The organism is Priestia sp. ST2 (assembly GCF_055810735.1).
Genome location: NZ_JBVVNT010000005.1, coordinates 192,352 through 218,299, shown reverse-complemented (window position 1 = coordinate 218,299; position 25,948 = coordinate 192,352). Strand labels below are relative to the sequence as shown.

Sequence of the window (25,948 nt, the reverse complement as noted above, 5' to 3'; positions counted from 1 at the left end):
TCCATTTAACTAAGCGCATCTATCTTCTTTATTTTGCTCAATAGTGGAAAAGGATCTTAAAATAGGGAATAAAATAAATGTTTTTCATGTTACCGTTTACGAATTTGCATAAGTGTGCTTTAATATGAAAAGAAGAGACGATGATCGTCTCTTCTTTTCATATGGTGTTTAAAAGGAGTGCTTTTATTGTTTGGAGGAATTGAACAGCAAACGTTACTAACCATGATTTCACATTTGATTTTTATTGTGATTACTTGGTATGCTTTGCAAGGCTTTCAAATTGAAAAGCTGATGAAACCTAATCATGTGTTTCAAGCAAAATTAATGCTTATTTTATTGACCATTACGATTTCATCAACAGTAAGTAATTTCTTTTTGGATTATTTATTTTGGTCACAGCGCATTCCCTCATTTTTTCAATGATTGGCAAGCTATGAGTCTATGATAAAATAGGCGTTCATTCATTGAAGATATACGAATTTATACGCTAATGTATGTCGCTATGTCTAAATATGACGACCCTTTTCATGTATGTATCATCGCCTTCTGGAAAGACTGATGAGTACGGAGAGGGAGTGGCGAAATGTTTAAAAAAATTAGTGTCTTTTTGGCTATTTTCATTACTGGCTTATTCGTATATCATGGAAGTTATGTGAGCAATGCCCAAAACAATGAAACTACTATTGAGAAGATTGTTCACACCTTAAATAAGCAGCATGTTTCGTTAACTGAAGTATCGTTGTATGCAAGAGAAGAAGTAAAAGCTGTTACTGACCAAAAAACCTTTTATTCGCAAGCTAAAAGTATTAAAAGTAATTTTAGAGGTTTTAAATGGGAAGTGAAGAGGGAAAGAGACCTATGGAAAGCAATAGGTACACGCAAAAGTGAAGATGTGAACGAAGTCATTCTGTTAACTTATGCGATCGATGAACACAGCAATGCGTACATATCGTATCATGTAACGGGACAAGGTTTGAAAGAAAAAAATATGACCCATTTTCAAAATGTATTTCAGACAAATTATGAAAAAATTTTCCTATCAGAACCCATAATTTTCTCTTGTGCAACTGGGGAAATCAATGATAAGATGGAAAGTGTTTTGTCTGTTGAAATTCAAGACCTATTACGAGCTTTCAATGCTAAACCAGTGGAATCTCTAGTGGAAGAGTCATTTACCTCTGTTTCAGCATATACTGGACTGTGGAAAGAAGCTCTTCAAACGAAAAAGCAGGAAATGAACTTACAAATTGCATTACGCAAGACAAGAATGGGCGGTCAAACAACCATAGTTGTTGGCACACCTATCATTACGTCTGAATATTAATATAGAGAAAATGGACGCGGAGGGGAATACCTTGGAAAAAATCATCGTCCGCGGTGGAAATAGATTAAGCGGTACAGTTAAAGTTGAAGGAGCAAAAAACGCCGTTTTACCTATTATCACTGCAACCTTATTAGCTAGTGAAGGAAAAACAATTCTAAATGATGTACCAGCTCTCTCCGATGTATTTACGATTGGCGAAGTTTTAAGACATCTGAATGCAGAAGTAGATTTTGAAACAAATCGTGTAGTTGTAGATGCATCAAGAGAGTTAAAAACAGATGCACCTTTTGAATATGTAAGAAAAATGCGCGCTTCAGTACTTGTAATGGGTCCTTTATTGGCGCGTACAGGTGAGGCTCGTGTAGCTTTACCTGGCGGATGTGCAATTGGATCAAGACCGATTGATCAGCATCTTAAAGGCTTTGAAGCAATGGGTGCTAAAGTTCAAGTAGGAAATGGTTTTATTGATGCAAAAGTTGAAGGAAGACTAAAAGGTGCTAAAATTTATTTAGACTTCCCAAGTGTAGGCGCCACAGAAAATATTATGATGGCAGCAGCATTAGCGGAAGGCACTACAATTATGGAAAACGTAGCAAAAGAACCTGAGATTGTCGATTTAGCAAACTTCTTAAACGCAATGGGCGCTAAAGTTCGCGGTGCAGGAACTGGTACGATCCGTATTGAAGGTGTTAATAAATTATATGGTGCAGAACATGCAATTATTCCAGATCGTATCGAAGCTGGAACATTCATGGTAGCAGCAGCTATTACAGGTGGAAACGTACTTGTACGCGGTGCAGTAGCAGAGCACATCAGTTCACTTGTTGCTAAAATGGAAGAAATGGGTGTTGAAATTACTGAAGAAGGCGACGGCTTACGTGTTGTAGGACCTGAAAAGCTAAAATCAGTAGATATTAAAACAATGCCTCATCCAGGGTTCCCTACAGATATGCAATCTCAAATGATGGCATTATTATTAGCAGCAGAAGGCACAAGTATGATTACAGAAACAGTTTTTGAAAACCGCTTTATGCACGTAGAAGAGTTTCGCCGCATGAACGCTGATATTAAAATTGAAGGACGCTCTGTTATTATTAACGGACCTACTCAACTACAAGGCGCTGAAGTAGCAGCAACAGATCTTCGTGCAGCAGCAGCGTTAACATTAGCAGGACTTGTAGCAGACGGCTATACGCGTGTAACGGAATTAAAACACCTTGATCGTGGTTATGTAAATTTCCACAATAAATTAGCCGCTTTGGGTGCTGATATTGAACGTGTAAATGACGAAACAAAGCAAGTAGAACAAACTCAACAGGCTTCAGACGTCAAGTAAATATGTCATAAAAAAAGCATCTCATAGCGAGATGCTTTTTTTGTCGTTGGACGACCCTTATGGCCGGTTTGCTGTCATAAAAGGTTGTCCACCTCCATACATATGGGATATAGGGATATAGGTGTTCCTTGTCAAAATAATAGATATGGAGGCTAGGCGTTCATGAAACAAGCAAAGCCAATCGTCGTACTAGGAGTCATCTTTTTTTTCGTTGTGTTACTCATCCCAACACTTCTCGTTGTTCCTTTTACTGAAAAGACAGATGGAAAGCTACATGAAAATGTCAAACAGACCCCAAAAACCGAAAAACTACAAAAAGTGACAGCGTCTCCTCTTGACGTCAGTGTTTATCGTACGGAAACGAAAAAAGTAGAAAAACTGCCGCTCGAAGACTATCTTGTAGGGGTAGTAGCAGCTGAAATGCCTGCTACTTTTGAGCTTGAAGCACTTAAGGCTCAAAGTTTGGCAGCCAGAACCTATATTGTGCAAACTATGATGAATGGAAATAGTCATCTTCCCCAAGGAGCGGATGTGACTGATACCGTAGAGTACCAAGTATATTTAAATAAAGATGAGCTAAGAAGCAGATGGAACAAAGACTATGATTGGAAAATCAAAAAAATTCAAGAAGCAGTGAAGGACACCCAAGGTCAAATTCTTACGTATAAAAATAAGCCAATTAATGCTACGTTCTTTTCTACCAGCAATGGTTACACTGAAAACTCAGAAGCGTATTGGAAGAATTCCATTCCTTATCTAAAAAGTGTAGCTAGTCCATGGGATAAAAAGTCCCCTGAATTTACAAATCAGAAAGTAATGTCTGTTGCTAGCTTTGAACAGAGGCTTGGAGTGAAATTAACAAACAGTGGATCAGTAGGTGAAATCGTCTCTAGAACGCCGGGGCAGCGCGTAGATTACGTAAAGATAAACGGTAAAGAACTGTCGGGAAAAGATGTTCGGGAAAAACTGGGTTTATCGTCAGCCGACTTTCATTGGACAAAAAAAGGTAATGAAATTATCATCAACACAAAAGGATATGGACATGGTATTGGGATGAGTCAGTACGGAGCAAATGGTATGGCACTAGAAGGAAAAACCTATAAAGATATTGTTACTCATTATTATACAGGTGTTGCGATTACCCCTAACGATCAGTTTGTTGCACAATTGACAGCTAAACGCTAATTCAAAGACCCTTATAGCAGGGTCTTTTTTTATGTTTTTCACTTTTTTTAAATAAAATGTATATTTTAGATTCATCTGTTGAAAAATAATCGAAAAAAATTTTTTATCGCTGTGTATATATTCATTCAATTGTGTTCAGACTGATTGCTGAGGTGATGATATATGAGAGAGGAAGAAAAGAAACGTACTTCTCCAAAATCGAAAGTTCAAAAATTAGTTAGAAAGCGTTGGGTGTTCCCGGCTATCTATTTAGCGAGTGCAGCAATTATTCTTACAGCAGTCCTTTGGTTTCAAGCTAATGGAAACGATATTAGCAAAGAAGACAAAAGCGGCTATAGCCAAGACGGTACGGCTTATCGAGACGACGCTGTAGAGGTAAATGCTTCGCTTGAAAATTTAAAAATGCCAGTTGCTAGTGAAGCATCAGCTATCGTGAAAAAGCCTTTCTACGACGATCAAGCATCTGAAAAACAGCAAGAAGAAGCACTAGTTTTCTACAACAATACGTATCATCCAAACACAGGTGTTGACTTAGCTGTTAAGGGAGATAAATCATTTGATGTTGTAGCAGCAGCTAGCGGTACAGTAACAAAAGCAACAAAAGATCCTTTACTAGGTTATGTAGTAGAAATTGATCACAAAGATGGTTTAGTCACACAGTATCAATCTCTTGAGAAAGCTGATGTAGAAGTAGGAGATATTGTTAAACAAGGCCAAACGATCGCAAAAGCTGGAAAAAGCTTATATAATCAAGAAGCAAAAACACATGTACATTTTGAAGTTCGTAAAGATGGTGTAGCAATTAATCCAAGCAGTTATTTTGGAAAATCTGTTAGTTCTATCAAAGAAGTCAAAGCAGCTGAAGTAACAGAACCAAAAGACGACTCTTCTTCTGAAGAATCAAAGGATAGCGAAAAATCATCTGATGAAAAGACTAAAGAAGATAAAGATTCAAAACACCCTTCAACAGATACGTCTAAACCAAATGCATAAGGCAAGACCATAAATACGAAAAGAAGCTGGATAAAATCGAGCTTCTTTTTTTATGAATTTTTCTAAAATGAGATGCATTATGTTAAAAAAGTAAATAAAAAACACTAAATTTTCAAAAAAATATAAGAAATCACTTGTCCTTACTGACTTTTCTAGCATATATCTGCACACAAGCTAATAAACTGTTACAAACCTATAAAGAGAATGTTAGAAAAGGGATAATATATACATTCCCTTGGATACTTCTCATATCCAATTTGGGGAGGGCGAGTAGTGTGCACGATTACATCAAAGAGAGAACTATCAAGATTGGAAAGTATATTGTAGAAACAAAGAAAACAGTTCGTGTAATTGCGAAAGAATTTGGCGTTTCGAAAAGTACTGTCCATAAAGATTTAACAGAGCGTCTACCAGAAATAAATCCTGAGTTAGCAAATGAAGTAAAAGAAATTCTTGATTATCATAAATCTATTCGGCATTTGCGTGGAGGAGAAGCAACAAAATTAAAGTACAAAAAGGAAGAAGAAACTGTAAAATGAAAAAATGCCCAATATTGCCTTTTTTATAGAGGTAGTATAGGGCATTTTATTTTTTGGATAAAATAGGTATATAATAAATATTTTTGCTAATAACAACATACATATACAAATTGTGATAAAATAGTAAATTAGGAAAAAAGAATGGTTATCATGCAAAGATATGTAAATAGAAGGAGGATTTAAGGTATGTTAGCAAAAGACATTGGTATCGATTTAGGTACAGCTAACGTCTTAATTCACGTTAAAGGCAAAGGAATTGTGTTAAATGAACCGTCTGTTGTGGCGATTGATAAAAATACAAATAGAGTGCTAGCAGTAGGGGAAGAAGCGAGACGTATGGTAGGAAGAACGCCCAGTAATATTATTGCCATTCGTCCCTTAAAAGATGGTGTTATCGCTGACTTCGAAATTACAGAGTCTATGCTCAAACACTTTATTAACAAATTAAATGTAAAAGGTTTTTTATCCAAGCCTCGCATTTTAATTTGTTGTCCAACAAATATTACCTCTGTTGAACAAAAAGCCATTCGCGAAGCTGCTGAAAAGAGCGGTGGAAAAACCATTTATTTGGAAGAAGAACCAAAAGTCGCGGCAATTGGCGCTGGAATGGATATCTTTCAGCCGAGCGGAAATATGGTCGTAGATATTGGTGGAGGTACAACCGATGTGGCCGTCCTTTCAATGGGCGATATCGTAACAGCAGCTTCTATTAAGATGGCTGGTGATCGTTTTGATGCCGAAATTTTGCAGTACATTAAGCAAAAATATAAGCTCTTAATCGGAGAGCGTACAGCAGAAGAAATTAAAGTGAAAATTGGTACGGTGTTTCCTAAAGCTCGTAATGAAGAGCTGGACATTCGAGGGCGAGATATGGTTTCAGGCCTACCTCGTACGATTACTGTTTATTCTGAAGAAGTAGAGGAGGCACTTAGAGAGTCTGTCAGCGTCATTGTACAAGCTTCGAAAAGTGTATTAGAGCGTACACCTCCTGAACTTTCTGCCGATATTATAGACAGAGGCGTTATTTTAACTGGCGGTGGAGCATTGCTTCACGGTATGGATCAGCTGTTAGCGGAAGAATTAAAGGTGCCTGTGCTAATTGCAGAAAATCCAATGGGTTGTGTAGCTGTTGGAACAGGTATTATGCTCGATAATATTGATAAACTATCTCGTCGCAATATTGTTTAAATAAATGAAGACTCCTCTATTGGCTCGTTTCATACAGAGGAGTCTCTTCTTTTATCTATTATACTCTGTGAGCTGGCTATAACGAGCAACGTTTACTTGTAAGGAGGATGAAGTATGTTTAAAGGGTTTTACACGGCAGCGGCGGGTATGCTGTCTCAACAGCGTCAAACTGACTTATTAACGAATAACATAGCAAATGCTAATACGCCAGGATTTAAAGCAGATCAAGGTACGTTAAAGGCATTTCCTGATATGTTGCTGCAGCGAATGGAATCTGAAGATTTACCTACTGACCGTAGCATCTCTGTTCAGAACAAAAAAGAAATAGGTACGATTAATACGGGCGTGTATATGCAAGAAACAGTTCCAAATTTTACACAAGGTGATCTTCAGCAAACGTCTCAATCAACTGATATTGCATTGATGGAGCAAAATATGCCTACAAAAGAGAGCGGACTATTTTTTGTGGTACAAAGCCCTGATAATACGCCTCAATATACAAGAAACAGTAATTTTACATTAGGTCAGGAAGGGTTTTTAACTACGTCTACCGGAGCTTATGTATTAAATACAAATAATCAACCAATTCAACTAAAAAGTGAAAACTTTACAGTTGATTCACAAGGTAACGTAACGGAAAATAATCAGCAGGTCGCACAAATCGATATTGCTTATGCTAGTGACTTACAAACGATTAAAAAGGCAGGGAATGGATTGTATGAAACGCTGAACAATCAGCCTTTGCCTTCAGCAAGAAATAATCCAGGCATTTCTTATCAGTTAAAGCAAGGATTTGTTGAACGTTCCAATGTAGATGCTGCTCAAAGTATGACTGATTTACTAACGGCTTACAGAGCTTTTGAGGCAAATCAAAAAATAATGCAAGCTTACGATAGAAGCATGGATAAAGCGGCAAATGAAATTGGGCGTGTGCGCTAAAAGCAACAGGGGAGATGAGAAGGATGAACCGCACAATGATAACAGCGGCCAATACGATGGGACAGCTGCAGCAGCAGCTTGATGTCATTGGTCATAATCTATTTAATACAAATACGACAGGATATAAAGCGAGAGATGCTTCATTTAATGATATGCTGTATCAACAAGTAAACAATCAAGAAGATAAGGGAACAGAAAAGCGGCTTACGCCAGCTGGAATTTGGCAAGGCACAGGCGCTTATTTAGATCAAACGAGCTTGAATATGACGCAAGGTGCTTTTCAGAATACAGATAAACTATTAGATGTAGCTGCATCAAATCCAAACGTTTATTTTCAAGTTGCCGTAAACGATTCCCAACAGCCTGTACAATATACGAGAGATGGTTCTTTTCATCTTAGCCCTGAAGGCCCGAACAATGTTAAATTAGTAAACGGTTCTGGTCAGGATGTGCTGGGAGAAAATGGTCAAGCTATTATTTTCAGTAACGCGTTCAAAGATATACAAATTGATGGAAGTGGAACGATAACGGTTACTATGAATAAGGGTGTTGACCAGTTTACACTTGGATTAACAAATGTCCAAAAGCCTCAGGTGCTCGAAGCTAAAGGAGAAAATCTATTTGCCTTTCCAGCAGGGATGAACCAACCGAATATGTTTACAGATTTGACTGGAAAAGCTCGAGAAACAGCAGGCGTAGAGCAAGGGAAATTGGAACAGTCAAATGTAGATTTGAGTAAAGAACTTACTGATATGTCCATTGCTCAACGTGCGTATCAATTTAATTCCCGCTCTATTTCAATTGCAGATCAAATGATGGGCTTAGTTAATGGAATCAGAGCTTAAGCAAGTAGTTGCTTCTCAATTGAGCATTCTGTATATTGATAATAGTATCGTATGTTACATGCGGTTTGAAAGGAGACTTATTTATGCTTGATATTGAACAAATTAAAGAAATTATTCCACACCGATATCCATTTTTATTGGTCGATCGTATTTTAGAAGTGGAAGAGGGAAAAAAAGCAGTTGGTTTAAAAAACGTATCTGCCAATGAAGAATTTTTTAACGGGCATTTCCCTGACTATCCTGTGATGCCAGGGGTTTTAATTGTAGAAGCTTTGGCTCAGGTAGGAGCAGTAGCTATGCTAAAAAAAGAAGAAAATCAAGGACGTTTAGCATTTTTTGCAGGCATTGACAACTGCCGCTTTAAAAAGCAAGTAAGACCTGGTGATCAACTGCGTTTAGAGGTTGAAATTGTACGTGCGCGTGGATCTATTGGCAAAGGAAAAGGTATCGCAACTGTAGATGGAGAGTTAGTCTGCGAAACAGATATTATGTTTGCTTTAGGCGATAAAAAAGAATAGTACATAAGAGCTGCTGATGCAGCTTTTTTTATTGGCGCTGCAAAGCAGAAAAAAGTTTCTTTAATAAAGGTATAATATCCGTTAGCAACTCTTTTTGAAGTGTTGGTGACAGAGATGAAAATTGTAAGAGCACGTGTTTCAATAAGGGCTGTTTATCTATGAGGGTTAAAATGGTCTCGTCGTGTGAATCCGATTCACATTTTCTTGTTAAGTAAAGAAGTTGGAAGTCATGTAAATGATCTTGTTTATAAGAGGAAGGCTCAATAAGTTGGTCCAGCGTAATTTGAAAACAATTACATAGAGATAAAAAATCAAAAATGGAAGGCGTTTGTTTTGAACATTCCCATTTTGAAATAGTTGTACGAGAAACATTCAACTGATTTGCTAATTCTTCTTGTGAAAATCCTCCTTTTAGTCTGAACTGCTTAATTCTTTCTCCAAAATCCTTCATATGCATCACCTGATTTCGTAAAGATAAATATATGTCTTATTGTTCGAATGTAGTTCATATTCTTTGTAATATGCTAAATTCGCACAATATGAAACATATACACTTTAACTTCTGCAATAAAGGGAATAAAACCTGTTTTTATTTCTTTTTTTTCTCTAAAAAGATTCATTTTTCTGCCTGGATATAAAAAAAAGAACAAAAATAAAGGTTTTTATAGTAAAAAAATCCTATTTTTTGTTCGGTATATTGAAAAAAATGGTTGAATAACGGGGAAAAATGCATTAATATACGAATTACAAAGAAAAAGGAGTGAAAAAATGACAAATTTTTATTTGAAAAGGCAAGGCGCTCGCATAAGAGATAATCGCTTCAAACGTTCTAATTGTGCTCATTTATTTTTAGGAAAAAAAGAAAGGTACCTCTCCAGTCAGTTCTCTTTTCTTTACCCTTCTCATGCACCAACGAAAAAGACCGCAAACAATAATCCTCTCTTTTAAATCCAGACACCTTGAGATGACTTGACTTATTTTTTAGATGTACTTTTTATCGGTCTGTTTCGAAGCTGCAGTTTGAACTGTTGAAGTAAATCTTGACCTGATAACCCTTGGTTAATTAAATCCTCTAAGAGCATTTCAGCATAATGAAGTCTCCGTTCTTTTAAAACACCTTTCATCAACAAACTAATACGATTTTCACCAATTGAAGTAATGGAAGCCACGGTAGCTATAAAGGTAGCCGGATCATTTGTTTCTTTCGTAATTTTAGCTTCTACCGTCATTTTTTGTTTATCTTTCAACAAAACATGAAATTCATCGTACCATTTCTTATCGATAACTGCTTCTAAAATCCAGTTATTTTCGCCGTCTTCTTTATTAATAATAAGGCCATTAGTGAGTGAGACAGACTGACGCTTTTCTTGATCATCAACCAATTGAAATGACACAAGTTTAAATGTTTTCATTGATGTTTCCTCCTTTACGTAAATAGTAGGTTATCCATATTATAACATGAATGAGCTTAAAGATTCCCATTATTCAATCAGTTGGAGTGGTAGACTATGATTAACCATATTGTTCTTGTAGGAAGACTGACAAAAAAACCTGAGCTTAGATATACCCATGAAGGGATTGCAGTATCTACTATTACTTTAGCAATTAATCGAACGTTTCGAAATGTGGAAGGTGAATATGATGCTGATTTTGTCAACATTACTCTGTGGAGAAAAAATGCAGAAAATACGGCTGCTTACTGTGATAAAGGAGCGGTTGTAGGTGTAGTAGGGCGTGTACAAACGCGCACATTTGAAAATAATCTTCAGCAACGAGTATATATGACTGACGTTGTGGCTGATGCTGTTAAGTTTTTAAGTGGAAAGCCATCCGGTTTTTCTTCATTTGATTCAAATCAACAAGAAGAATAAAGTTATCTAGTATGAAAGGGGGTGATTAGTTCAGCTAAGGTTTTAATTCCTCTTATCTATCATAATAGAAGATAGATCCTTTTTAAGAGCAAGGCTCTTTCTATGTTCTCAAGAGAGAAAATTAAAGTATTCACTATCCCCGAACTATTCCTCTATTTCAGCCGTTAAATCATTTAACGGTTTTTTTCTGTATATAAGAGATTGAGACATAACTGAATTAATGCAATCTAAAGACAAACAAATGGGATGAGCTAGTATGGATCATTTGTTACACCACTGTTGATTTCCGTGCAAGGCTTCGCTTTCCGCGGACGGCTGATGAGCCTCCTCGTCACTTGCGCGCGGTTTCATCTATTCTGCTTTTCTCCCAGGAGTCTTCGCTTTGCCCTCCGCTCAACAGCTAGAAGCACCTACATATATGAAACCTACGTCGACCCTACCAATGAAAAAATCCGAACGAGTTTGATTCTCCATCAAGAATCAAACTCGTTCGGATCTTCCCTCAACTAAAATACTTTTGTTTCAGCTTCTATCAATTATTTAGAAAATCTTTTTGCACCTAAGTAGCGCTTGCTCCAGTAGCTGTTATCTAAGCTTGCAATGGTTACACCCGTAGAAGATCCAGCATGAATAAATTGACGATTACCAAGGTAAATGCCCATATGTGTAGGACCGCTAGAATATGTATTAAAAAACACTAAGTCTCCAGGCTGTGGATTACTGACGGGTGTTGATACACTCCAATAACCAGCCGTCGTATAGCGCGTTGTAGAAATTTGTTGTTTCGTTACGTAATAAATGAATCCGCTGCAGTCAAAACCAGAAGGAGTTGTGCCACCCCATTTGTAAGGAACACCTATATAACGTTTTGCATCTGAAATCATTTGCGATACATTTAATGTTCCGTTAGAAGTTGAAGGTGTGGATGTACTTGGTTTTGTTGTTGGCGTAGTTGTTTGGCTGCTTTTTGATACCTTTAATTGTTGATTTACATAAATCGTATTAGACGTTAATCCGTTTATTTGTTTTAGCTCACTCACGCTCATGTGAAATGTCGAAGCTATTTTAGATAGGCTATCTCCACGCTGAACTTTGTAAGTTCCGTTTGCATCCTTAGAAGGAGTTTCTGCTGGTTTACTCGTAGTTGGAGTCGATGCGCTATTGCTTCCATTTACTTTTAACGTTTGGTTAATATAAATAATGTTAGAAGAAAGAGCGTTCAAACGTTTTAATTCTTCTACGCTCATATTAAAACGAGTAGCAACTTTCCAAAGGGTATCGCCGCTTTGAACTTTATAAGTCGAACCAGTAGCAGGAGCTGAAGGCTTTTCTTCCTTATTAGATGGTTGAGAGGTTGAAGCAGAAGGAATCGATAACGTTTGTCCTATGTGAATTGTATTTGAAGATAACTTATTTACGCTTTTTAAAGCTTCTACCGTTGTATGGTATTTGGTAGATAATGACCAAAGTGTATCTCCAGCTTTTACTTGAACAGTTGAAGCAGATGCTTCAGCTGAAGCTTGATATAAGAATGTCCCGCCAACAATGGCGCCTAGAGATAAAGCGAGCTGCCTTTTTTTCATTAATAAATCCCCCTAATTATGTAAATGTTCCGTGTTTATTTTTCCAATATGTCTATTAAATTACAAAAATATTATATGTATAAATATGCTGGAATTTAAAGAGAAAGTAAAGGGTCTTTTTCGCTATAAAAATACCTTTTTATTCAAAAAAAGCTATTTATTGCGTTTTTTGTATCTTTATCAGTAGCTGGAGATTGATTTACACTTATTTTTTTGTGTCGAATGATCTAATAAAAAAAGAGGACAAGTAAAAAAGTCCTCTTTTTAGTAACGTTGTAACACATTTTATAATTTTTCTTATTCATTTCTGTATGCAAGAAGCTCTTGTAGTTCTTTATTAGAAAGTTCTGTTACCCATTGATCTCCTTGGATGAGTTCATTGTTTAGATGTTGTTTTTGATTGATTACTTCATCAATTTTTTCTTCAATCGTTCCTCTTGTAATAAACTTATGAACATGAACAAATTTATTCTGCCCAATTCGATGGGCGCGATCGGTTGCTTGGTTTTCAACGGCTGGGTTCCACCATCGGTCAAAATGAATAACGTGATTTGCAGCTGTTAAATTCAATCCAGTTCCACCTGCGCGAAGAGAAAGGATAAAGATGGCTTTTTTCCTTGCTTGAAATTGAGCAACCATTGCATCTCGTTGTTCTTTTGACAAACTCCCGTGAAGGAATAAAACTGGCTCGTTGATTTCTTTTTCTAAGGTTCTTTGCAGCATGAGTCCTGTTTCAATATACTGAGTAAAGATTAAACAGCTTTCTTGCTGTGTGCGAATGCTCTCTACGAGTTCAATAATTTTTTGACTTTTATGAGATCGCCGTACCGTTTGTTTAGCTGTACTTTCCTTTAAGTACAAAGCTGGATGGTTGCATAATAATTTTAGCTTATTTAGTGTTTGCAAAATCATGCCTTTTCGTTCAAATCCTGTTTTTTCCTTTGTTTCTTGAAGCATTCCTTGAACTAGCTCCTGGTAAAGTGAAGCTTGTTCCGCTGTCAGCGGGATATATTCTTTTTGTTCTTGTTTATCAGGCAGTGAGCGGGCGATGTTTTTATCTTGTTTTGTTCTTCTCAATAAGAAAGGCTGAATGAGTGCTTTAAGCTCAACAGTTCGTTCAGGTTTCTCGCCTTTTTCAATGCCTGCTACAAATCGGTTTTTAAATGAATTGATTGTTCCTAAGTAACCAGGATTGATGAATTCAAATAATGACCATAGTTCCAGCAGACGGTTTTCAATTGGAGTTCCAGTAAGTGCAATTTTGTGTCTTCCTTGCAGCTGACGGATAGCTCTCGCCTGTTTAGTCTGCGGGTTTTTAACATGTTGTGCTTCGTCTAAGGAAATGCTGTTCCACATAAACCCTTTCAACAATTCGACATCCAAAAGAGCAACTTGATAAGTCGTGATCACAACGTCAGTACTTTCACATATCTTCTCAAATGCGTATCCGCTGGTTCTTTTCGGCCCGTAATGAACATGAACACGAAGAGAAGGGGCAAATTTCTGTAATTCTTTTTCCCAGTTTCCAATTAAAGAAGTTGGGCAAACGATAAGAGAAGGAGAGCTATGTAACGGATGAATATTTGTTAAATAACTAATTAATTGAATGGTTTTACCTAGCCCCATGTCATCTGCTAGACATCCTCCTAAGTTAAACTTTCTCAAAAACATGAGCCAATTCAAACCTTGCTGCTGATAAGGTCTTAATGTACCTTTAAATTCAGAGGGAGGCAGCACTTCCGGCAGCCGTTCTAAATCCGTTAAGGATGTAATAAATGATTGAAAGGAAGCGGGTAGTTGGAACTCAACTTTTACCTCTTCTTCATCGGTTTTACTGTCTGCCATGTAGGTTAGCTTCGTTTTTAAAATTTCATGAATTGAGACGCCTTTTTTACTAGCTTCTTTAACAATTTTCTGCGCTTGTTTAATTAATCTAGAATCCAGTTGAATCCACTGTCCGTTAATAGATAATAATCGGCGTTTTTGTTCGACTAATTTCCGAAACTCTTCTTCTGAGAAAGTTTGATCGCCAATAGAAAATGACCAGCGGAAGCTGCTGATAGCTTGTTTACCAAATAATGCAGATGAAGTATTTTCTATAGTGCCAGATACTTTGATGGTGGCTTTTTTTAATGATTCCCACCAGCTTGGCAAATGGATAGAGACACCTTGTTTAATCAATGCTGCACTATCTTGAGTTAGAAATTCCCATACTTCCTCATCTGTTAGGACAGACTGAATAAAAGCTCCTTTTTGGTATAAAGTAGGAGCCAATGCTTTCCATCGTTCGTGTTCGTAAGCGATATATGATTCGTAGTGGTTCCACTCTTTAGGAAGCGTTCTTCCAAGTATAAAAGGTTCTTTGGCTTCATCGTGGGGAATCACGAATGTTTCAGCCGTCCATACATCTCCATCGGTCGTTGGCTCTACAATACGCAATGAAAGGTCAAAGGGAGGATTATAGCTCTCGCCTTCTATGCTTATTAAAAAGTCCTTTCCTTCTTTTTTTAACAAGTTCTCTTTAATTTGTGCTCGCCACTCTTGCTCATCAGCTTGTGAAAGCGATCCAGTCATTTGTTTTTTTAAAGGAAGAGAATGAAATTTCCCTTTGATAATCCTCTTTGCCATATCGACTGCAATTTGCTGATAAGCTTCCGCTGAAGCGGACAAAGCCGGTTTCAACACATGCTGTTGAATAGGTAATTGTATGAAAGTGAACATTTGCCATGCAGAAAGAAGAATTCCTTTTTTCCCATTAATCTCAACCTGTGTGGCTTCGCTTCCGTAATAGGTCTGTTCATGCCATAGAAACAGCGCATCTTTCCATGTATCAGGGAGCAAAATTTGGCCGCTAGGTGATACACAGTAGAGAAAAAAGTCACCGTGTACAGGTTCGACTTCAAGTGTTAAATGAAACAAATCAAACATTCAGTAAATCTCCTTTTTCTAATAGTTGTTGAAACGAGCGCTGTTTCTTTGTTTTTATCGCTAATTCTTCCATATAATGTTCCCATAGTAGAGAGCGATTCATTTGTAGATAAAGTCTCTTTAATTCTTGTAAGTAGATATAGGCTTCTTGATAACTGCTTTTCTTTTTTTCATAAATCAGCTTTGAAATCATTTGATGATAAAGAGGAATAACCAGCTTTTCATCTTTTTGTTTTAAGGCTTCTATCGTTTGCTCGTCATATTTGATGCTGTCATATTGAAGAAGCACCTGTAATTCAACCCACTTTTTCAATTGGTCAGAAGCATATAGAAAATCACTGTATTCAATAAAACTATAGGGAAGTAACGTTTGCAATGCTTCAGTATACAAAGTTTGATCGTTCGTTAAGTCTTTATAGTGCTCAAATAAATTTACAATCATGGAGACCATGTTTCGGCTTCCTTGATAAGTAGTCGGAACGGTGCGTACGTAATCTCCTATATAGGTCATTATATAAGAGCCCCACTGAGCAAAGCGGTCAGTTTCTTTTTCATGCAATAAATCATTTAACCAAGGAATAAGATAGGGAATCATTTGTAGTGTTTCATCGCTCAAACGTTCTTTTGCTTCGCCATCTTTTTCTTGAAGGAATAAAAGATAGGAAAGAGCTGTATTGTTTATAAAAGAACCGTACTTAGCTTTTAATTTGCTTTCCTCAATTTTTCGCCACTTTTCTAACGTGAAGATTTTTTGCCAAATAACGCGATAAATCTCAATACGTTCATATTGTAAAGGCATATCTTTATGCAATAATTCTCGGATGTATGGAATGCTGTCCTCTATAATAGATAATGCATCTCCATCGTATTTCATTTGCTTTAACGAATCAGCGGTAGCATAAATTTCATTTGTTATTTTGTAGACGTGACTATATACGAATGATTCCTCGATGTTAGTAGAAAGCTGATGTGCCTGTAATTGAGCTGATAGTTTATAGAATGTATGAACCGCTCCATACATACAAAATAAAGCATAAAGCAATGGGTGCTCAGGAGCCTTTTTCACTAAAGCACGGTAATAGTACTGATAATATTCATGATAAATGGAACGGTCATTTTCGTTCCGCCCCTGCATAAAAAGCGTATACTGCTCCTCAAAAGTTTGTCTCCACTCTTGAAAAGTTGCCTTCGGCTTTTTTAACACTTGTTTGGCAGATAGCATAGTCAAAGCTGCTTTTTCATGGTTTCGCCATTCTTTGAATAGAGGCGCAAGCGGTTCTATTAATGAGTACATATAAAAAAACGCTGCAAAGCAGTGTTCACAAAATCCGTTATGCTGACAAGAACAGGTACTTTCAGGGAGCAACTGCTTGTTTAGTTCCACATAAAACGAATCGATTTTAACGTTTAATATCTGTGCATCATTGTGCAAAATGAAGAATGAATGGGTACGGTAAAGGTCTAGCCCTGCTTGGGCATTTGTGCGATAACGTGCATCACTGTACGGGAAATGCTGTATAAATTGGTGCTGTAAGTGATCTGAAAACGAACTCATAATCCCATTCCTTTCTATACATAAGTGGAGCATAAAATTATATTTATAAGTGATTAATTTTCTTTTCATTATAAATGATAAAAATAGAATTATACAAAATCTTTTGTTATGATAAAGCAGAATCCAACATGACTCTTTATAAAAAGAAATGGATTCAACATGACTTTGTGTACATACTCAATCGCAGACTTACTATACTATAACCAATAAGCACGATTGACATTGACAGGAGGAAAAGTAAGTGAAAATTCGTAAAGCTATTATTCCAGCAGCTGGATTAGGGACACGCTTTTTGCCGGCTACAAAAGCACAGCCTAAAGAAATGCTGCCAATTGTAGATAAACCAACGATTCAATACATTGTGGAAGAAGCAGTAGCATCAGGTATTGAAGATATTTTAATTGTAAGCGGTCGCGGAAAACGAGCAATTGAAGACCATTTTGATAAATCATATGAGTTAGAAGAAACATTAGCTGCAAAGGAAAAGTGGGACATGCTCGAAGAAGTGCAGGGGATTTCGAATTTGGCTAATGTTCACTACATTCGTCAAAAGGAACCTAAAGGATTAGGTCATGCCATTCACTGTGCAAGAAGTTTTATCGGAGATGAACCTTTTGCTGTTATGCTAGGCGATGATGTAGTTCAATCAGAAACACCTTGTTTGAAACAGTTAATGAACGTATACGAAAAATATGAATGCGCTGTAGTTGGTGTACAGGAGGTGCCTAGAAAAGAAACTTCAAAGTACGGAATTGTAGGTCCTAAAGGAGAGCCTCTTGAAAAAGGGTTATTAGACGTAGAAACGCTCGTTGAAAAACCGAATCCAGAAGAGGCCCCTTCAGGCTATGCAATTATGGGGCGCTATATTTTAACACCGGAAATTTTTGATATCTTGAGCAGAGAAGAGATTGGCGCAGGAGGAGAAATTCAATTAACAGATGCTATTTTACGTCTGAATGAATTCCAACGTGTTCTTGCTTACTATTTTGAAGGAAAGCGTTATGATGTTGGAGATAAATTTGGATTCATTAAAGCAACAATTGATTTAGCTCTGCAAAGAGAACCGCTGCGAGAAGAGTTAGTGAGCTATTTTAGAGAAATTGTCGAAAAAGAAGGGCATATGTAAAATATATTTACTAAGGGAACTATTGGGAATCAAGGAGATTTTCAATAGTTCTTTTGGGTTAGAGCTCGTTGTACAAAAGATGGTTATATCGTTTATTGATGAATTCTCATAAAATGTTACATAATAATAAGTAAAAGAAATTATTTCATGTTTTTATATAAATGCTATCATGAAATGACATTTTTCGATATAATATCAGATAGGTTTTATTTATTAAGCATGTCATATAAAGGAGATTTTCTGCAATGACAAAGAAATTGTGTGTAGTTGGTTTAGGATATATAGGTTTACCGACAGCTGTTATGTTTGCCAATCACGGCTTATATGTACATGGTGTCGACGTAAATGAAAAAGCAGTAGAATTAATTAAAAATAAGCAACTTCATATAGAAGAAAACGGCTTACAAGAACGTTTAGAATCAGCAGTTGACAACGGCCACTTCACGGTAGGCACAACAGCTGAAGAGGCGGATATTTTTATTATTGCTGTACCATCACCAATTAATGAAGATAAAACGGCAAACTTGAACTATGTTCGAGAAGCGACAAAATCGATTGTTCCTTACGTTCGTAAAGGAAATTTAGTAATTTTAGAATCCACAGTTCCTCCGCGTACAGTAGAAGACGTTATGCTACCTGTGCTAAAAGAAACGGGTTTAGAATTAGGCAGTGAGTTATTTGTTTCTCATTCACCTGAACGCGTTATTCCAGGAAAAGTATTTGAGGAATTAGTAAATAATGACCGTATTGTCGGTGGTATTAACGAAGAGTCTAGTCGTTTGACTGTTGAGCTTTATAAAACATTTGTAAAAGGAAATATTCACGTAACGGATGCTACAACAGCTGAAATGGTGAAAGTAATCGAAAACACATATCGTGATGTGAACATTGCGTTTGCAAATGAGCTGGCAAAAATCAGTGAAAAAATTGGTGTAAATGCGTGGGAAGCGATTAAGTTAGCGAACTATCATCCACGTGTAAACATTCATTTACCAGGTCCTGGTGTAGGCGGCCACTGTATTGCTGTTGACCCTTGGTTCTTAACGGAGCTTCAGCCAGAACTAGCAAAAATTATTTCTCTTTCTCGTCATACAAATGATTCAATGCCTGAATATACAGCATTGAAAACGAAAAGCCTACTAGATGAAAAGGGCATTCAACATGGACGTGTAGCTGTTTTAGGTTTAGCTTTTAAAGGAAATATTGACGATATGCGTGAAAGTCCATCAACGGATGTACTTCATCATTTAGAAAAACTGGGCGTTGATTACACAGCATTTGATCCTCATATCAAAGAGAATAAAATCGAACGTCAGACGCAAAGTTTGGATGAAGCTGTTGCACATGCGGATGTGATTCTTATTTTAACAGATCATAATGAGTTCAAAGAGCTTCTTCCATCAGCTGTTGAAAATCACATGCGTACAAAAGTTATTTTTGATACGAAAAACTGCATTCAGCGTGATCAATGGAAAGCAGCAGGCTTTGACGTAGTGTTACTTGGTGATTCAAAAGTTTCTACTTTATAAAAAGACGGGCTGAACAGCCTGTCTTTCGTTTGTAAAAAACTAAAAAATCAACATACGGGTGATTTAATGAAGGAAAACATCTTAGGAATAGACGTTTGTAGCGACACGTACGATGAGCTAGCGGTAAAGTTACTTCAGGATATAGATAAAGGCCGAAAATCATTTATTGTAGCAATCAACCCTGAAAAAATTATGAAAGCACAAGAAGACAGGGAATTAAAGTCACTATTAAATCAAGCGACTTATCAAATTCCAGATGGGATCGGTGTGATTTTAGCTTCAAAGCTCAAAAAGGGACGTATTCGTGAGCGTGTAACGGGTATTGATATGATGCTGAAGCTGTGTAAAGAAGCAACGAATAACGGTAAAAGAATTTTTTTATACGGAGCCAAGCCTGGAATTGCAGATGAAGCCAAAGCTAAGTTGGAAGAGATGTTTCCAGGGATTTTAATTGTTGGAACATTAAATGGCTATGAAAAAAATGAAGAAGTTATTGAACGTACGATTAATGATTCAGGAGCAGAAATTGTTTTTGTGGCTTTAGGCAGTCCAGCCCAAGAAAATTGGATTATTGCTCATAAAGAGAAACTTAATCCTTCTGTTTATCAAGGCGTAGGGGGCTCGTTCGATGTTATTTCAGGACGATTGAACCGAGCACCTGCTGTTTTTCAAAAGTTTGGTTTAGAGTGGCTTTATCGACTGTTAAAAGAACCATGGAGATGGAAGCGTCAGTTAGAATTACCTAGGTTTCTTCTTCGAGTGCTAAGAGGTTAAAAAAGCATGCGGATATAATCCGCATGCTTTTTATTTTTAGATATCTTCTTTCTTGTTTTGCTGCTTGATTTCATCCGTTAGTTCGTGCAAGCTTTGTCGCACATTTCCTTTTCCAGAAAAGTTTTCAATCAATTCCTTCACATCTATACCTGAGGATGCTTTCAGCGATTCTTGAAGAGAAGACATTAAGTTTGTTGCATAGCCAGTCACTTTATTAGCTCCGCTGTTTTCACCGTTGCTTCCTGTATCCACAACCGTAATTTTGTCGATATTTGCTAAAGGACTTGCAACTTGTTTTGCATATTCAGGAAGCATCTTGATAATCATATCTAAAATAGCCGCTTGACCGAACTGCTCGAATGCTTCAGCTACTTTTTGTTTAGCTTCAGCTTCAGCTAAACCTTTTAAGCGGATAATTTCAGCTTCAGATTCACCTTGGGCACGCTGAGCTTCAGCCTTTGCTAAACCATCAATTCGAACGCGTTCAGCTTCAGCTTTAGCCATTGCTTCAATTCGATATTTGTTGGCGTCTGCTTCAGCAAGCTGTTTTGCTTTTTCAGCTTCTGCGGATTGCTCAACAGAGTAACGATCTGCATCTGCTTTCTTTTTTACTTCAGAATCGTATTGACGCTCACGACGAAGAATTTCTTTTTCTTCTAACTCAATTTGTTTCTGACGTTCAATGATGCGGATTTGCATTTCTTGTTCTGTTACATCTTGTTTCGCGCGAGCTGTTTCTAGATCATATGCTTGGTCAGCACGAGCTTTGGCAATATCTTGTTCGCGACGATATTCAGCGGTTTTTAACTGATTCATTTTTTCAGCTTCCGCGATTTCTGTATTTCGCTCAAGCTCCGCTTTTTGGGCATCTTTATGAGCCTCAGCACGCTTGATTCTTGTTTCTTTTTCAGCTTCCGCTGTTGCAATGTCAGCATCTCGCTTAACTTGAGCAATACGAGGTTTCCCTAGAGATTCTAGATAGCCGTTCTTATCCCGAACGTCTTTAATTGTAAACGATACAATAATTAATCCCATTTTAGCCAAATCTTGTGAAGCTACGCGCTGTACTTCTTGAGAGAATTTTTCACGGTTTTTATAAATTTCTTCTACCGTCATAGAACCAAGAATCGAGCGAAGGTGACCTTCTAAGACTTCTCTAGCTTCGGTTTCGCGATCTTCTTTTGCTTTGCCTAAAAACTGCTCAGCGGCCGTTGCAATTTCTGAAATAGAACCTCCAATTTTGATGATTGATACCCCATCAGCCATAACAGGAACACCTTGTTCTGTATATACTTCAGGTGTAGATACTTCCAGTTTGCTTGACAGCAAGCTCAGAGGCTCAGCCTGCTGAAAAACTGGCAGCACAAACGTACCCCCTCCGCGAACAATTTTAATGCGGTTTCCGGATTCATCGACATGCACGTTTTTATTTCCCAGATAGCTTCCTGTTACAATTAACGCTTCATCTGGACCTGCTGTACGGTATTTTGTAATAAATACGGCAATCAGCGCAATTAATAAAAAAACAACAATTCCAACGACAACTAATATAGGTGTTGAAAACATAAAACTCCCCCTAATACTATTTATAATGAGTGATTGGTCATAACTTCTTCATAAATCACAACGAGTGCGTTGCCCCTTTGTATATCTACAACAAGCACTTTGCTGCCTAAAGGTATAGCAGTGTTTTTAAAGCTGGCAGCGGGTTTAGAGATAGTGCCGCTAACCCCTTCGATAAATACTTCTCCATAACCATCTGCAGGAACGGAAGTAATAATGGTACCAAGTCTTCCTTTTAACGAATCTTCAGTAAAAGCAAGAGATTCTTCAGCCGATGATAAAGGAATCAATACAAAAACGTTGAGCAAAATAACGAGTAGAAGGGCAATAAGAGCGGAAATCGAAATAATCCAATAATTTTGCAATGACGTATAGGCGAACAAATATCCACTGGCACTAAAGAATGTTAAAAAAGAAAAAAGAAGAGTGGGGTTAAAAAAAGGTATCGCTTCAGATAATCCATCTAACAAATCGCTAAATAAAATGTATAAGAAGGTGAGACTTCCGCAGATAATTAATCCATACAAATACACTGTTTGAACAGATAGACCGAACATAGTTCATTCAACACCCCCTTTATGTAAGATGATTGATGCTGTTCCTACTATGTATTACGAACCCCATCAAAAAAAGTTTCATTTTTTTGATAAAATTCCTTTTTTTGTTTAATTTTATCTCTATCCATTTCACTATATTTTAACTTTTAAATGATATAAGATAAGGACAACGATTCAGTGAATGTGGTTTGAAATAGTGGATATGCATAGGTCAAAAGTTTGTTCATATAATGAGTGGGGCCATGTGAAATAAAAATAAAGGTTTAAATATGCTTAATAAAAAGGAAAAAGAGTTAGAGATGACGAATAAATTAGACGAAAAGGGGGGAGTTCGCTTATATTTTAATAAAGTATAGTAAAGAAAATGTTCTACATAAAATAACCACATAAGAATAAAGTAAATCAGCTGTTTATACACCAAAAAATACAGTTCTTTTCTATTGATAGTTTGTAAATGTGCTAATTTTTGAGAATAAATTTCTATTTAAGTAGTAGAATCATTGTGATATAATCCATTTTGGGAATAAGTAAGTAATTATTGTTATACGCAATTTGAAATACTATCCAATTATATAAAGTTGGATACATTTTTTATGGTTTTGGTTAACATAAACCTGAGGAGGGTCTCCATGCTATATTTGACCTTGTTTATTTGTTTTATTACATCTATTCTGATCACTCCGCTGGTTAAGAAGCTGGCGTTTAAAATAGGTGCAACAGATAAACCAAATCAACGAAAAGTTCATCAAAAAATTATGCCTCGCCTTGGAGGCTTGGCGATATTTTTTAGTTTTCTTATTGGATACCTCGTTTTACAGCCTGACAGTAAATATGCGCTGCCGATTTTAATCGGAAGCATCATTATCATCATTACCGGTGTCTTAGATGATATGATTGAGCTATCCGCTAAAATCAAATTAGGCGGTCAGCTAGTAGCGACATTAATTGTTGTTGTATACGGTGGAGTCCAAATTGACTTCATTAACTTGCCGTTTGGCGGAAAATTAGAATTCGGAATGTTAAGTATTCCAATTACGGTATTATGGATTGTAGGAATTACCAATGCTATTAATTTAATTGATGGATTGGATGGATTAGCTGCCGGCGTTTCCTCTATTGTATTGATTACCATCTCGGGTATGGCTATTATGATGGGCAATGTGTTTGTGACAAGCATGGGTTTCATCGTATTGGGAAGTACGCTCGGATTTTTATTTTACAACTTTCACCCCGCTAAGATTTTTATGGGTGATACAGGAGCACTATTTTTAGGCTATATGATTTCTGTATTGTCTCTGTTAGGATTTAAAAATGTAGCGGTTATTTCCTTCATTGTTCCAGTTATTATTTTAGGGGTACCAATTTCAGATACGTTCTTTGCTATTATTCGCCGAATCGTAAAAAATCAACCGCTATCGGCTCCTGATAAATCTCATTTGCATCATTGCTTGTTGCGCTTAGGGTACAGCCATAGACAAACGGTTTTAATTATTTATGGAATGAGTGCGATATTTGGTTTAGCGGCAGTTATCTTCTCAAAGGTACAAACAATGTGGGGGTCTTTTCTTGTACTAGCTATCCTCCTTGTAGCGATTGAAATTATCGTTGAAAAAATAGGACTAGTTGATAAGACATATAGGCCAATTCTCAACATGGTTCGTGGACTTCGTTTAAAAAATTAATTAAAAAGACCTCTTGGATATCCAAGAGGTCTTTTTAATTATTCTGTTGTATCTGAAGTTGATTCAATGCCTAAATGCTTGCGGAGCTTTTCACTTACTTTTTCCACTGAATCATTGTCTAGTTTAAAGTAGTACACGCCGTTAATTTTTTCATCGCTGCCGTCTAAGTTAATGGTTTCGATGTCTACTTTTTTCGAAGCATAATCATAAAACGAAAGCATTTCACCGAACATTAAATTCGTTTTCATATTATCGCCAACAGCTTCGATAAGATTTCCATATTTATTTAGTGATCCAATGGAAGCAGCTTTTTTAATCATAGCTTCAATCAACTGCTGTTGTCTTTTTCCTCGCTCAATATCGTTGTCTTGTTTTCGTGTTCGAGCAACAGCTAACGCTTCTTCGCCATTTAAATGTTGATTTCCTGGTTTTAAGACAATAGCATTATGACGATCTTTTGAGTCCTTTTCACTCATCGCATAAGGTACATCAAAATTGATTCCCCCAAGTGAGTCTACAATGTCTGTGAAAGCTTTAAAATTCACTTTAACATAGTAATCAACAGGGACATTAAACAGCTGTTCTACCGTTTCTACAGTTGCTTTTGGACCTCCGTAAGCATGCGCATGAGTAATTTTATCTTTTCTGTTCACTTCAGGTATATAAACCCGCGAATCTCGAGGTATGCTTACAAGCTTTACGGTTTTATTGGTTTCGTTAAAGGTCGCCAAAATTAAAGCATCCGTACGGGCTGATTTTCCGAATTTCCTGGTTTCACTATCATCTACGCCCATAAATAAAATAGATATATCATCTTTTTTGGGATCGATTTTACGATCACGCATAGGAGAGTTATCGCGATCTCCGAGTCCTTCATAAGAATCAGAAGCTACTGTTTTAGCTTTAACAAACAAATAAGAGCCATAAGCGGTTGCAGAAAGCCCTAAAATAAGGATAGGTAACAGAAAAAATGTAAAAAGCCTTCGTTTTCTTTTCCGTTTGTTTACTCTTTTTTGAAAACGTCTATATTGAGCCATACGGTTTCTCCTTTTATTCGTATATTCGAACACTTATTGTGACACTTAGTATGTGTTATAAATTGGAATGTATGAATCAAACTCGTCAAAGCTATGCATCTGTACGAGGTTTTTACTCATTGACAAGTAGCGCAACCATCAGAATAGTTGCGCTATTTATCAATTGTACAATGTTTTTTAATAAGAGTAAATAATTCATTCTACATCTTGTTCTAAATAGGTCGTCTCACCTGCTCGAATATCTGCTTGGCCGTTTGTTAGCTCGGTCATCCATTCAGTAAATGCTTCTGTTTGAGCTTCCTCTACAAATGTTTCAATCTCTACCATATCTGCGTAGTGGATTTCTTTTAATAGATAAACGGAACTGCGAAGCTCATTTTCTAATTTTCCAAGCCATGTATAGTCGATGGTTGTGTGCATAACTGCCATGAGAGTTCGTTTGACTGTACCTAGTTCATTTAACGCTTCGGAAACAGATTTCCCATATGCGCGCACCAAGCCACCTGCGCCCAATTTAATGCCTCCGAAATAGCGCGTAACGACGACCACCGTATCTTTTAAGCCTCTTTTTTTAAGCACTTCTAACATTGGTACGCCTGCTGTTCCACTTGGTTCTCCATCATCGTTTGCTTTTTGAAATTGATCTCGTTCTCCAATTAGGTAAGCTGAACAGTTATGAGTAGCGTTCCAGTGCTGTTTTTTAATGTCTTGAATAAATTGCTGAGCTTCTTCCTCAGTTGTTACACGTTTCATATGACAAATGAATCTAGATTTTTGAATAGTGATTTCATGTGAACCTTCTTGTTTTACGGTATAATATTGTGATAACAATCAAAAAATCCTCCTTAGCGTTATAAATAGAAGAAAAACGGGTAT

General features: G+C 36.9%; 24 protein-coding genes. 15 read left to right on the top strand and 9 right to left on the bottom strand.

Annotated elements, in window-relative coordinates:
• Positions 1-186: 186 nt before the first annotated feature.
• The 10 genes from AC0KUU_RS22540 to fabZ all read left to right on the top strand — a co-directional run bounded on the left by AC0KUU_RS22540 (position 187) and on the right by fabZ (position 8,867).
• Entirely contained in the window at positions 187-423 is a 237-nt protein-coding gene (locus tag AC0KUU_RS22540) for a DUF1146 family protein (RefSeq protein WP_013059797.1), read from the top strand.
• A gap of 160 nt (positions 424-583) precedes the next feature.
• A complete protein-coding gene (locus AC0KUU_RS22535) occupies positions 584-1,324 on the top strand; it encodes a YwmB family TATA-box binding protein (RefSeq protein WP_013059796.1) in 741 nt (246 codons plus the stop codon).
• A gap of 31 nt (positions 1,325-1,355) precedes the next feature.
• Entirely contained in the window at positions 1,356-2,660 is a 1,305-nt protein-coding gene (murA, locus tag AC0KUU_RS22530) for a UDP-N-acetylglucosamine 1-carboxyvinyltransferase (protein WP_013085458.1), read from the top strand.
• Between the two features lie 162 nt (positions 2,661-2,822).
• Positions 2,823-3,845, top strand: a complete 1,023-nt coding sequence (spoIID, locus tag AC0KUU_RS22525; protein ID WP_013059794.1) for a stage II sporulation protein D — start codon at positions 2,823-2,825, stop codon at positions 3,843-3,845.
• 162 nt (positions 3,846-4,007) lie between these two features.
• Complete coding sequence (locus tag AC0KUU_RS22520) at positions 4,008-4,838, top strand: M23 family metallopeptidase (RefSeq protein ID WP_016765919.1); 831 nt, start codon at positions 4,008-4,010, stop codon at positions 4,836-4,838.
• A 275-nt stretch (positions 4,839-5,113) separates the two neighbouring features.
• Entirely contained in the window at positions 5,114-5,377 is a 264-nt protein-coding gene (gene spoIIID / locus AC0KUU_RS22515; RefSeq protein WP_013059792.1) for a sporulation transcriptional regulator SpoIIID, read from the top strand.
• 186 nt (positions 5,378-5,563) lie between these two features.
• Positions 5,564-6,565, top strand: a complete 1,002-nt coding sequence (mreB, locus tag AC0KUU_RS22510) for a rod shape-determining protein (protein ID WP_013085455.1) — start codon at positions 5,564-5,566, stop codon at positions 6,563-6,565.
• 114 nt (positions 6,566-6,679) lie between these two features.
• A complete protein-coding gene (locus AC0KUU_RS22505; RefSeq protein ID WP_322552506.1) occupies positions 6,680-7,504 on the top strand; it encodes a flagellar hook-basal body protein in 825 nt (274 codons plus the stop codon).
• A gap of 23 nt (positions 7,505-7,527) precedes the next feature.
• On the top strand, positions 7,528-8,349 hold the full coding sequence (locus tag AC0KUU_RS22500; protein ID WP_322552505.1) for a flagellar hook-basal body protein: 822 nt from the start codon (positions 7,528-7,530) through the stop codon (positions 8,347-8,349).
• 83 nt (positions 8,350-8,432) lie between these two features.
• A complete protein-coding gene (gene fabZ, locus AC0KUU_RS22495) occupies positions 8,433-8,867 on the top strand; it encodes a 3-hydroxyacyl-ACP dehydratase FabZ (protein WP_013059788.1) in 435 nt (144 codons plus the stop codon).
• Between the two features lie 28 nt (positions 8,868-8,895).
• On the opposite strand, the gene AC0KUU_RS22490 is transcribed toward fabZ, so the two are convergent.
• Both AC0KUU_RS22490 and AC0KUU_RS22485 read right to left on the bottom strand, forming a co-directional pair.
• Entirely contained in the window at positions 8,896-9,318 is a 423-nt protein-coding gene (locus tag AC0KUU_RS22490; protein WP_034648293.1) for a helix-turn-helix domain-containing protein, read from the bottom strand.
• Between the two features lie 523 nt (positions 9,319-9,841).
• Positions 9,842-10,279 (bottom strand): YwpF-like family protein, encoded by a 438-nt coding sequence (locus AC0KUU_RS22485; protein ID WP_014457773.1) that lies wholly within the window; start codon positions 10,277-10,279, stop codon positions 9,842-9,844.
• A 96-nt stretch (positions 10,280-10,375) separates the two neighbouring features.
• On the opposite strand from AC0KUU_RS22485, the gene ssb reads away from it, so the two are divergent.
• Entirely contained in the window at positions 10,376-10,738 is a 363-nt protein-coding gene (gene ssb, locus AC0KUU_RS22480; protein WP_016765913.1) for a single-stranded DNA-binding protein, read from the top strand.
• Positions 10,739-11,274: 536 nt separating this feature from the next.
• Here the strand turns inward: ssb and AC0KUU_RS22475 are convergent.
• The 3 genes from AC0KUU_RS22475 to AC0KUU_RS22465 all read right to left on the bottom strand — a co-directional run bounded on the left by AC0KUU_RS22475 (position 11,275) and on the right by AC0KUU_RS22465 (position 16,804).
• Positions 11,275-12,321, bottom strand: coding sequence for a C40 family peptidase (locus AC0KUU_RS22475; RefSeq protein ID WP_043977459.1), 1,047 nt, complete (start codon positions 12,319-12,321; stop codon positions 11,275-11,277).
• Between the two features lie 297 nt (positions 12,322-12,618).
• The gene (locus AC0KUU_RS22470) at positions 12,619-15,249 is read right to left on the bottom strand and encodes a DEAD/DEAH box helicase (RefSeq protein ID WP_043977456.1); all 2,631 of its coding nucleotides are present in this window, start codon (positions 15,247-15,249) and stop codon (positions 12,619-12,621) included.
• Positions 15,242-16,804 carry a replication initiation protein gene (locus AC0KUU_RS22465; protein ID WP_322552504.1) on the bottom strand — a complete coding sequence of 521 codons (1,563 nt, stop codon included), beginning with the start codon at positions 16,802-16,804 and terminating at the stop codon, positions 15,242-15,244. The genes AC0KUU_RS22470 and AC0KUU_RS22465 overlap by 8 nt, the downstream gene beginning before the upstream one ends.
• Before the next feature lie 241 nt (positions 16,805-17,045).
• On the opposite strand from AC0KUU_RS22465, the gene galU reads away from it, so the two are divergent.
• The 3 genes from galU (at position 17,046) to AC0KUU_RS22450 (ending at position 20,233) form a co-directional block, all read left to right on the top strand.
• Positions 17,046-17,930, top strand: coding sequence for a UTP--glucose-1-phosphate uridylyltransferase GalU (gene galU, locus AC0KUU_RS22460; protein WP_016765909.1), 885 nt, complete (start codon positions 17,046-17,048; stop codon positions 17,928-17,930).
• A gap of 245 nt (positions 17,931-18,175) precedes the next feature.
• Positions 18,176-19,459, top strand: a complete 1,284-nt coding sequence (locus AC0KUU_RS22455) for a nucleotide sugar dehydrogenase (RefSeq protein WP_013059780.1) — start codon at positions 18,176-18,178, stop codon at positions 19,457-19,459.
• A gap of 66 nt (positions 19,460-19,525) precedes the next feature.
• Positions 19,526-20,233: a WecB/TagA/CpsF family glycosyltransferase gene (locus AC0KUU_RS22450; RefSeq protein WP_013059779.1), complete on the top strand. Its 708-nt coding sequence runs from the start codon at positions 19,526-19,528 to the stop codon at positions 20,231-20,233.
• A 36-nt stretch (positions 20,234-20,269) separates the two neighbouring features.
• On the opposite strand, the gene AC0KUU_RS22445 is transcribed toward AC0KUU_RS22450, so the two are convergent.
• Together AC0KUU_RS22445 and AC0KUU_RS22440 are read right to left on the bottom strand one after the other, a co-directional pair.
• The gene (locus AC0KUU_RS22445) at positions 20,270-21,799 is read right to left on the bottom strand and encodes a flotillin family protein (protein WP_013085445.1); all 1,530 of its coding nucleotides are present in this window, start codon (positions 21,797-21,799) and stop codon (positions 20,270-20,272) included.
• 20 nt (positions 21,800-21,819) lie between these two features.
• A complete protein-coding gene (locus tag AC0KUU_RS22440; protein ID WP_013085444.1) occupies positions 21,820-22,353 on the bottom strand; it encodes an NfeD family membrane protein in 534 nt (177 codons plus the stop codon).
• 629 nt (positions 22,354-22,982) lie between these two features.
• Between AC0KUU_RS22440 and AC0KUU_RS22435 the strand changes: the two genes are divergently transcribed.
• The gene (locus AC0KUU_RS22435; RefSeq protein ID WP_013059776.1) at positions 22,983-24,035 is read left to right on the top strand and encodes a glycosyltransferase family 4 protein; all 1,053 of its coding nucleotides are present in this window, start codon (positions 22,983-22,985) and stop codon (positions 24,033-24,035) included.
• 38 nt (positions 24,036-24,073) lie between these two features.
• On the opposite strand, the gene AC0KUU_RS22430 is transcribed toward AC0KUU_RS22435, so the two are convergent.
• Together AC0KUU_RS22430 and AC0KUU_RS22425 are read right to left on the bottom strand one after the other, a co-directional pair.
• The gene (locus tag AC0KUU_RS22430; protein WP_230184024.1) at positions 24,074-25,072 is read right to left on the bottom strand and encodes an LCP family protein; all 999 of its coding nucleotides are present in this window, start codon (positions 25,070-25,072) and stop codon (positions 24,074-24,076) included.
• Between the two features lie 195 nt (positions 25,073-25,267).
• The gene (locus AC0KUU_RS22425) at positions 25,268-25,903 is read right to left on the bottom strand and encodes a YigZ family protein (RefSeq protein WP_043977446.1); all 636 of its coding nucleotides are present in this window, start codon (positions 25,901-25,903) and stop codon (positions 25,268-25,270) included.
• Positions 25,904-25,948 lie beyond the last annotated feature (45 nt).

What these genes read in the sequence shown, in the direction of transcription:
- AC0KUU_RS22470 (WP_043977456.1), bottom strand. Translation starts at nt 15,249, where the DNA reads ATGTTTGATTTGTTTCATTTAACACTTGAAGTCGAACCTGTACACGGT.
- AC0KUU_RS22520 (WP_016765919.1), top strand. Translation starts at nt 4,008, where the DNA reads ATGAGAGAGGAAGAAAAGAAACGTACTTCTCCAAAATCGAAAGTTCAA.
- AC0KUU_RS22450 (WP_013059779.1), top strand. Translation starts at nt 19,526, where the DNA reads ATGAAGGAAAACATCTTAGGAATAGACGTTTGTAGCGACACGTACGAT.
- mreB (WP_013085455.1), top strand. Translation starts at nt 5,564, where the DNA reads ATGTTAGCAAAAGACATTGGTATCGATTTAGGTACAGCTAACGTCTTA.
- AC0KUU_RS22535 (WP_013059796.1), top strand. Translation starts at nt 584, where the DNA reads ATGTTTAAAAAAATTAGTGTCTTTTTGGCTATTTTCATTACTGGCTTA.
- AC0KUU_RS22490 (WP_034648293.1), bottom strand. Translation starts at nt 9,318, where the DNA reads ATGAAGGATTTTGGAGAAAGAATTAAGCAGTTCAGACTAAAAGGAGGA.
- AC0KUU_RS22505 (WP_322552506.1), top strand. Translation starts at nt 6,680, where the DNA reads ATGTTTAAAGGGTTTTACACGGCAGCGGCGGGTATGCTGTCTCAACAG.
- AC0KUU_RS22475 (WP_043977459.1), bottom strand. Translation starts at nt 12,321, where the DNA reads ATGAAAAAAAGGCAGCTCGCTTTATCTCTAGGCGCCATTGTTGGCGGG.
- fabZ (WP_013059788.1), top strand. Translation starts at nt 8,433, where the DNA reads ATGCTTGATATTGAACAAATTAAAGAAATTATTCCACACCGATATCCA.
- AC0KUU_RS22485 (WP_014457773.1), bottom strand. Translation starts at nt 10,279, where the DNA reads ATGAAAACATTTAAACTTGTGTCATTTCAATTGGTTGATGATCAAGAA.
- AC0KUU_RS22430 (WP_230184024.1), bottom strand. Translation starts at nt 25,072, where the DNA reads ATGGCTCAATATAGACGTTTTCAAAAAAGAGTAAACAAACGGAAAAGA.
- AC0KUU_RS22500 (WP_322552505.1), top strand. Translation starts at nt 7,528, where the DNA reads ATGAACCGCACAATGATAACAGCGGCCAATACGATGGGACAGCTGCAG.
- AC0KUU_RS22435 (WP_013059776.1), top strand. Translation starts at nt 22,983, where the DNA reads ATGCTATATTTGACCTTGTTTATTTGTTTTATTACATCTATTCTGATC.
- AC0KUU_RS22440 (WP_013085444.1), bottom strand. Translation starts at nt 22,353, where the DNA reads ATGTTCGGTCTATCTGTTCAAACAGTGTATTTGTATGGATTAATTATC.
- AC0KUU_RS22445 (WP_013085445.1), bottom strand. Translation starts at nt 21,799, where the DNA reads ATGTTTTCAACACCTATATTAGTTGTCGTTGGAATTGTTGTTTTTTTA.
- AC0KUU_RS22465 (WP_322552504.1), bottom strand. Translation starts at nt 16,804, where the DNA reads ATGAGTTCGTTTTCAGATCACTTACAGCACCAATTTATACAGCATTTC.
- AC0KUU_RS22455 (WP_013059780.1), top strand. Translation starts at nt 18,176, where the DNA reads ATGACAAAGAAATTGTGTGTAGTTGGTTTAGGATATATAGGTTTACCG.
- spoIID (WP_013059794.1), top strand. Translation starts at nt 2,823, where the DNA reads ATGAAACAAGCAAAGCCAATCGTCGTACTAGGAGTCATCTTTTTTTTC.
- ssb (WP_016765913.1), top strand. Translation starts at nt 10,376, where the DNA reads ATGATTAACCATATTGTTCTTGTAGGAAGACTGACAAAAAAACCTGAG.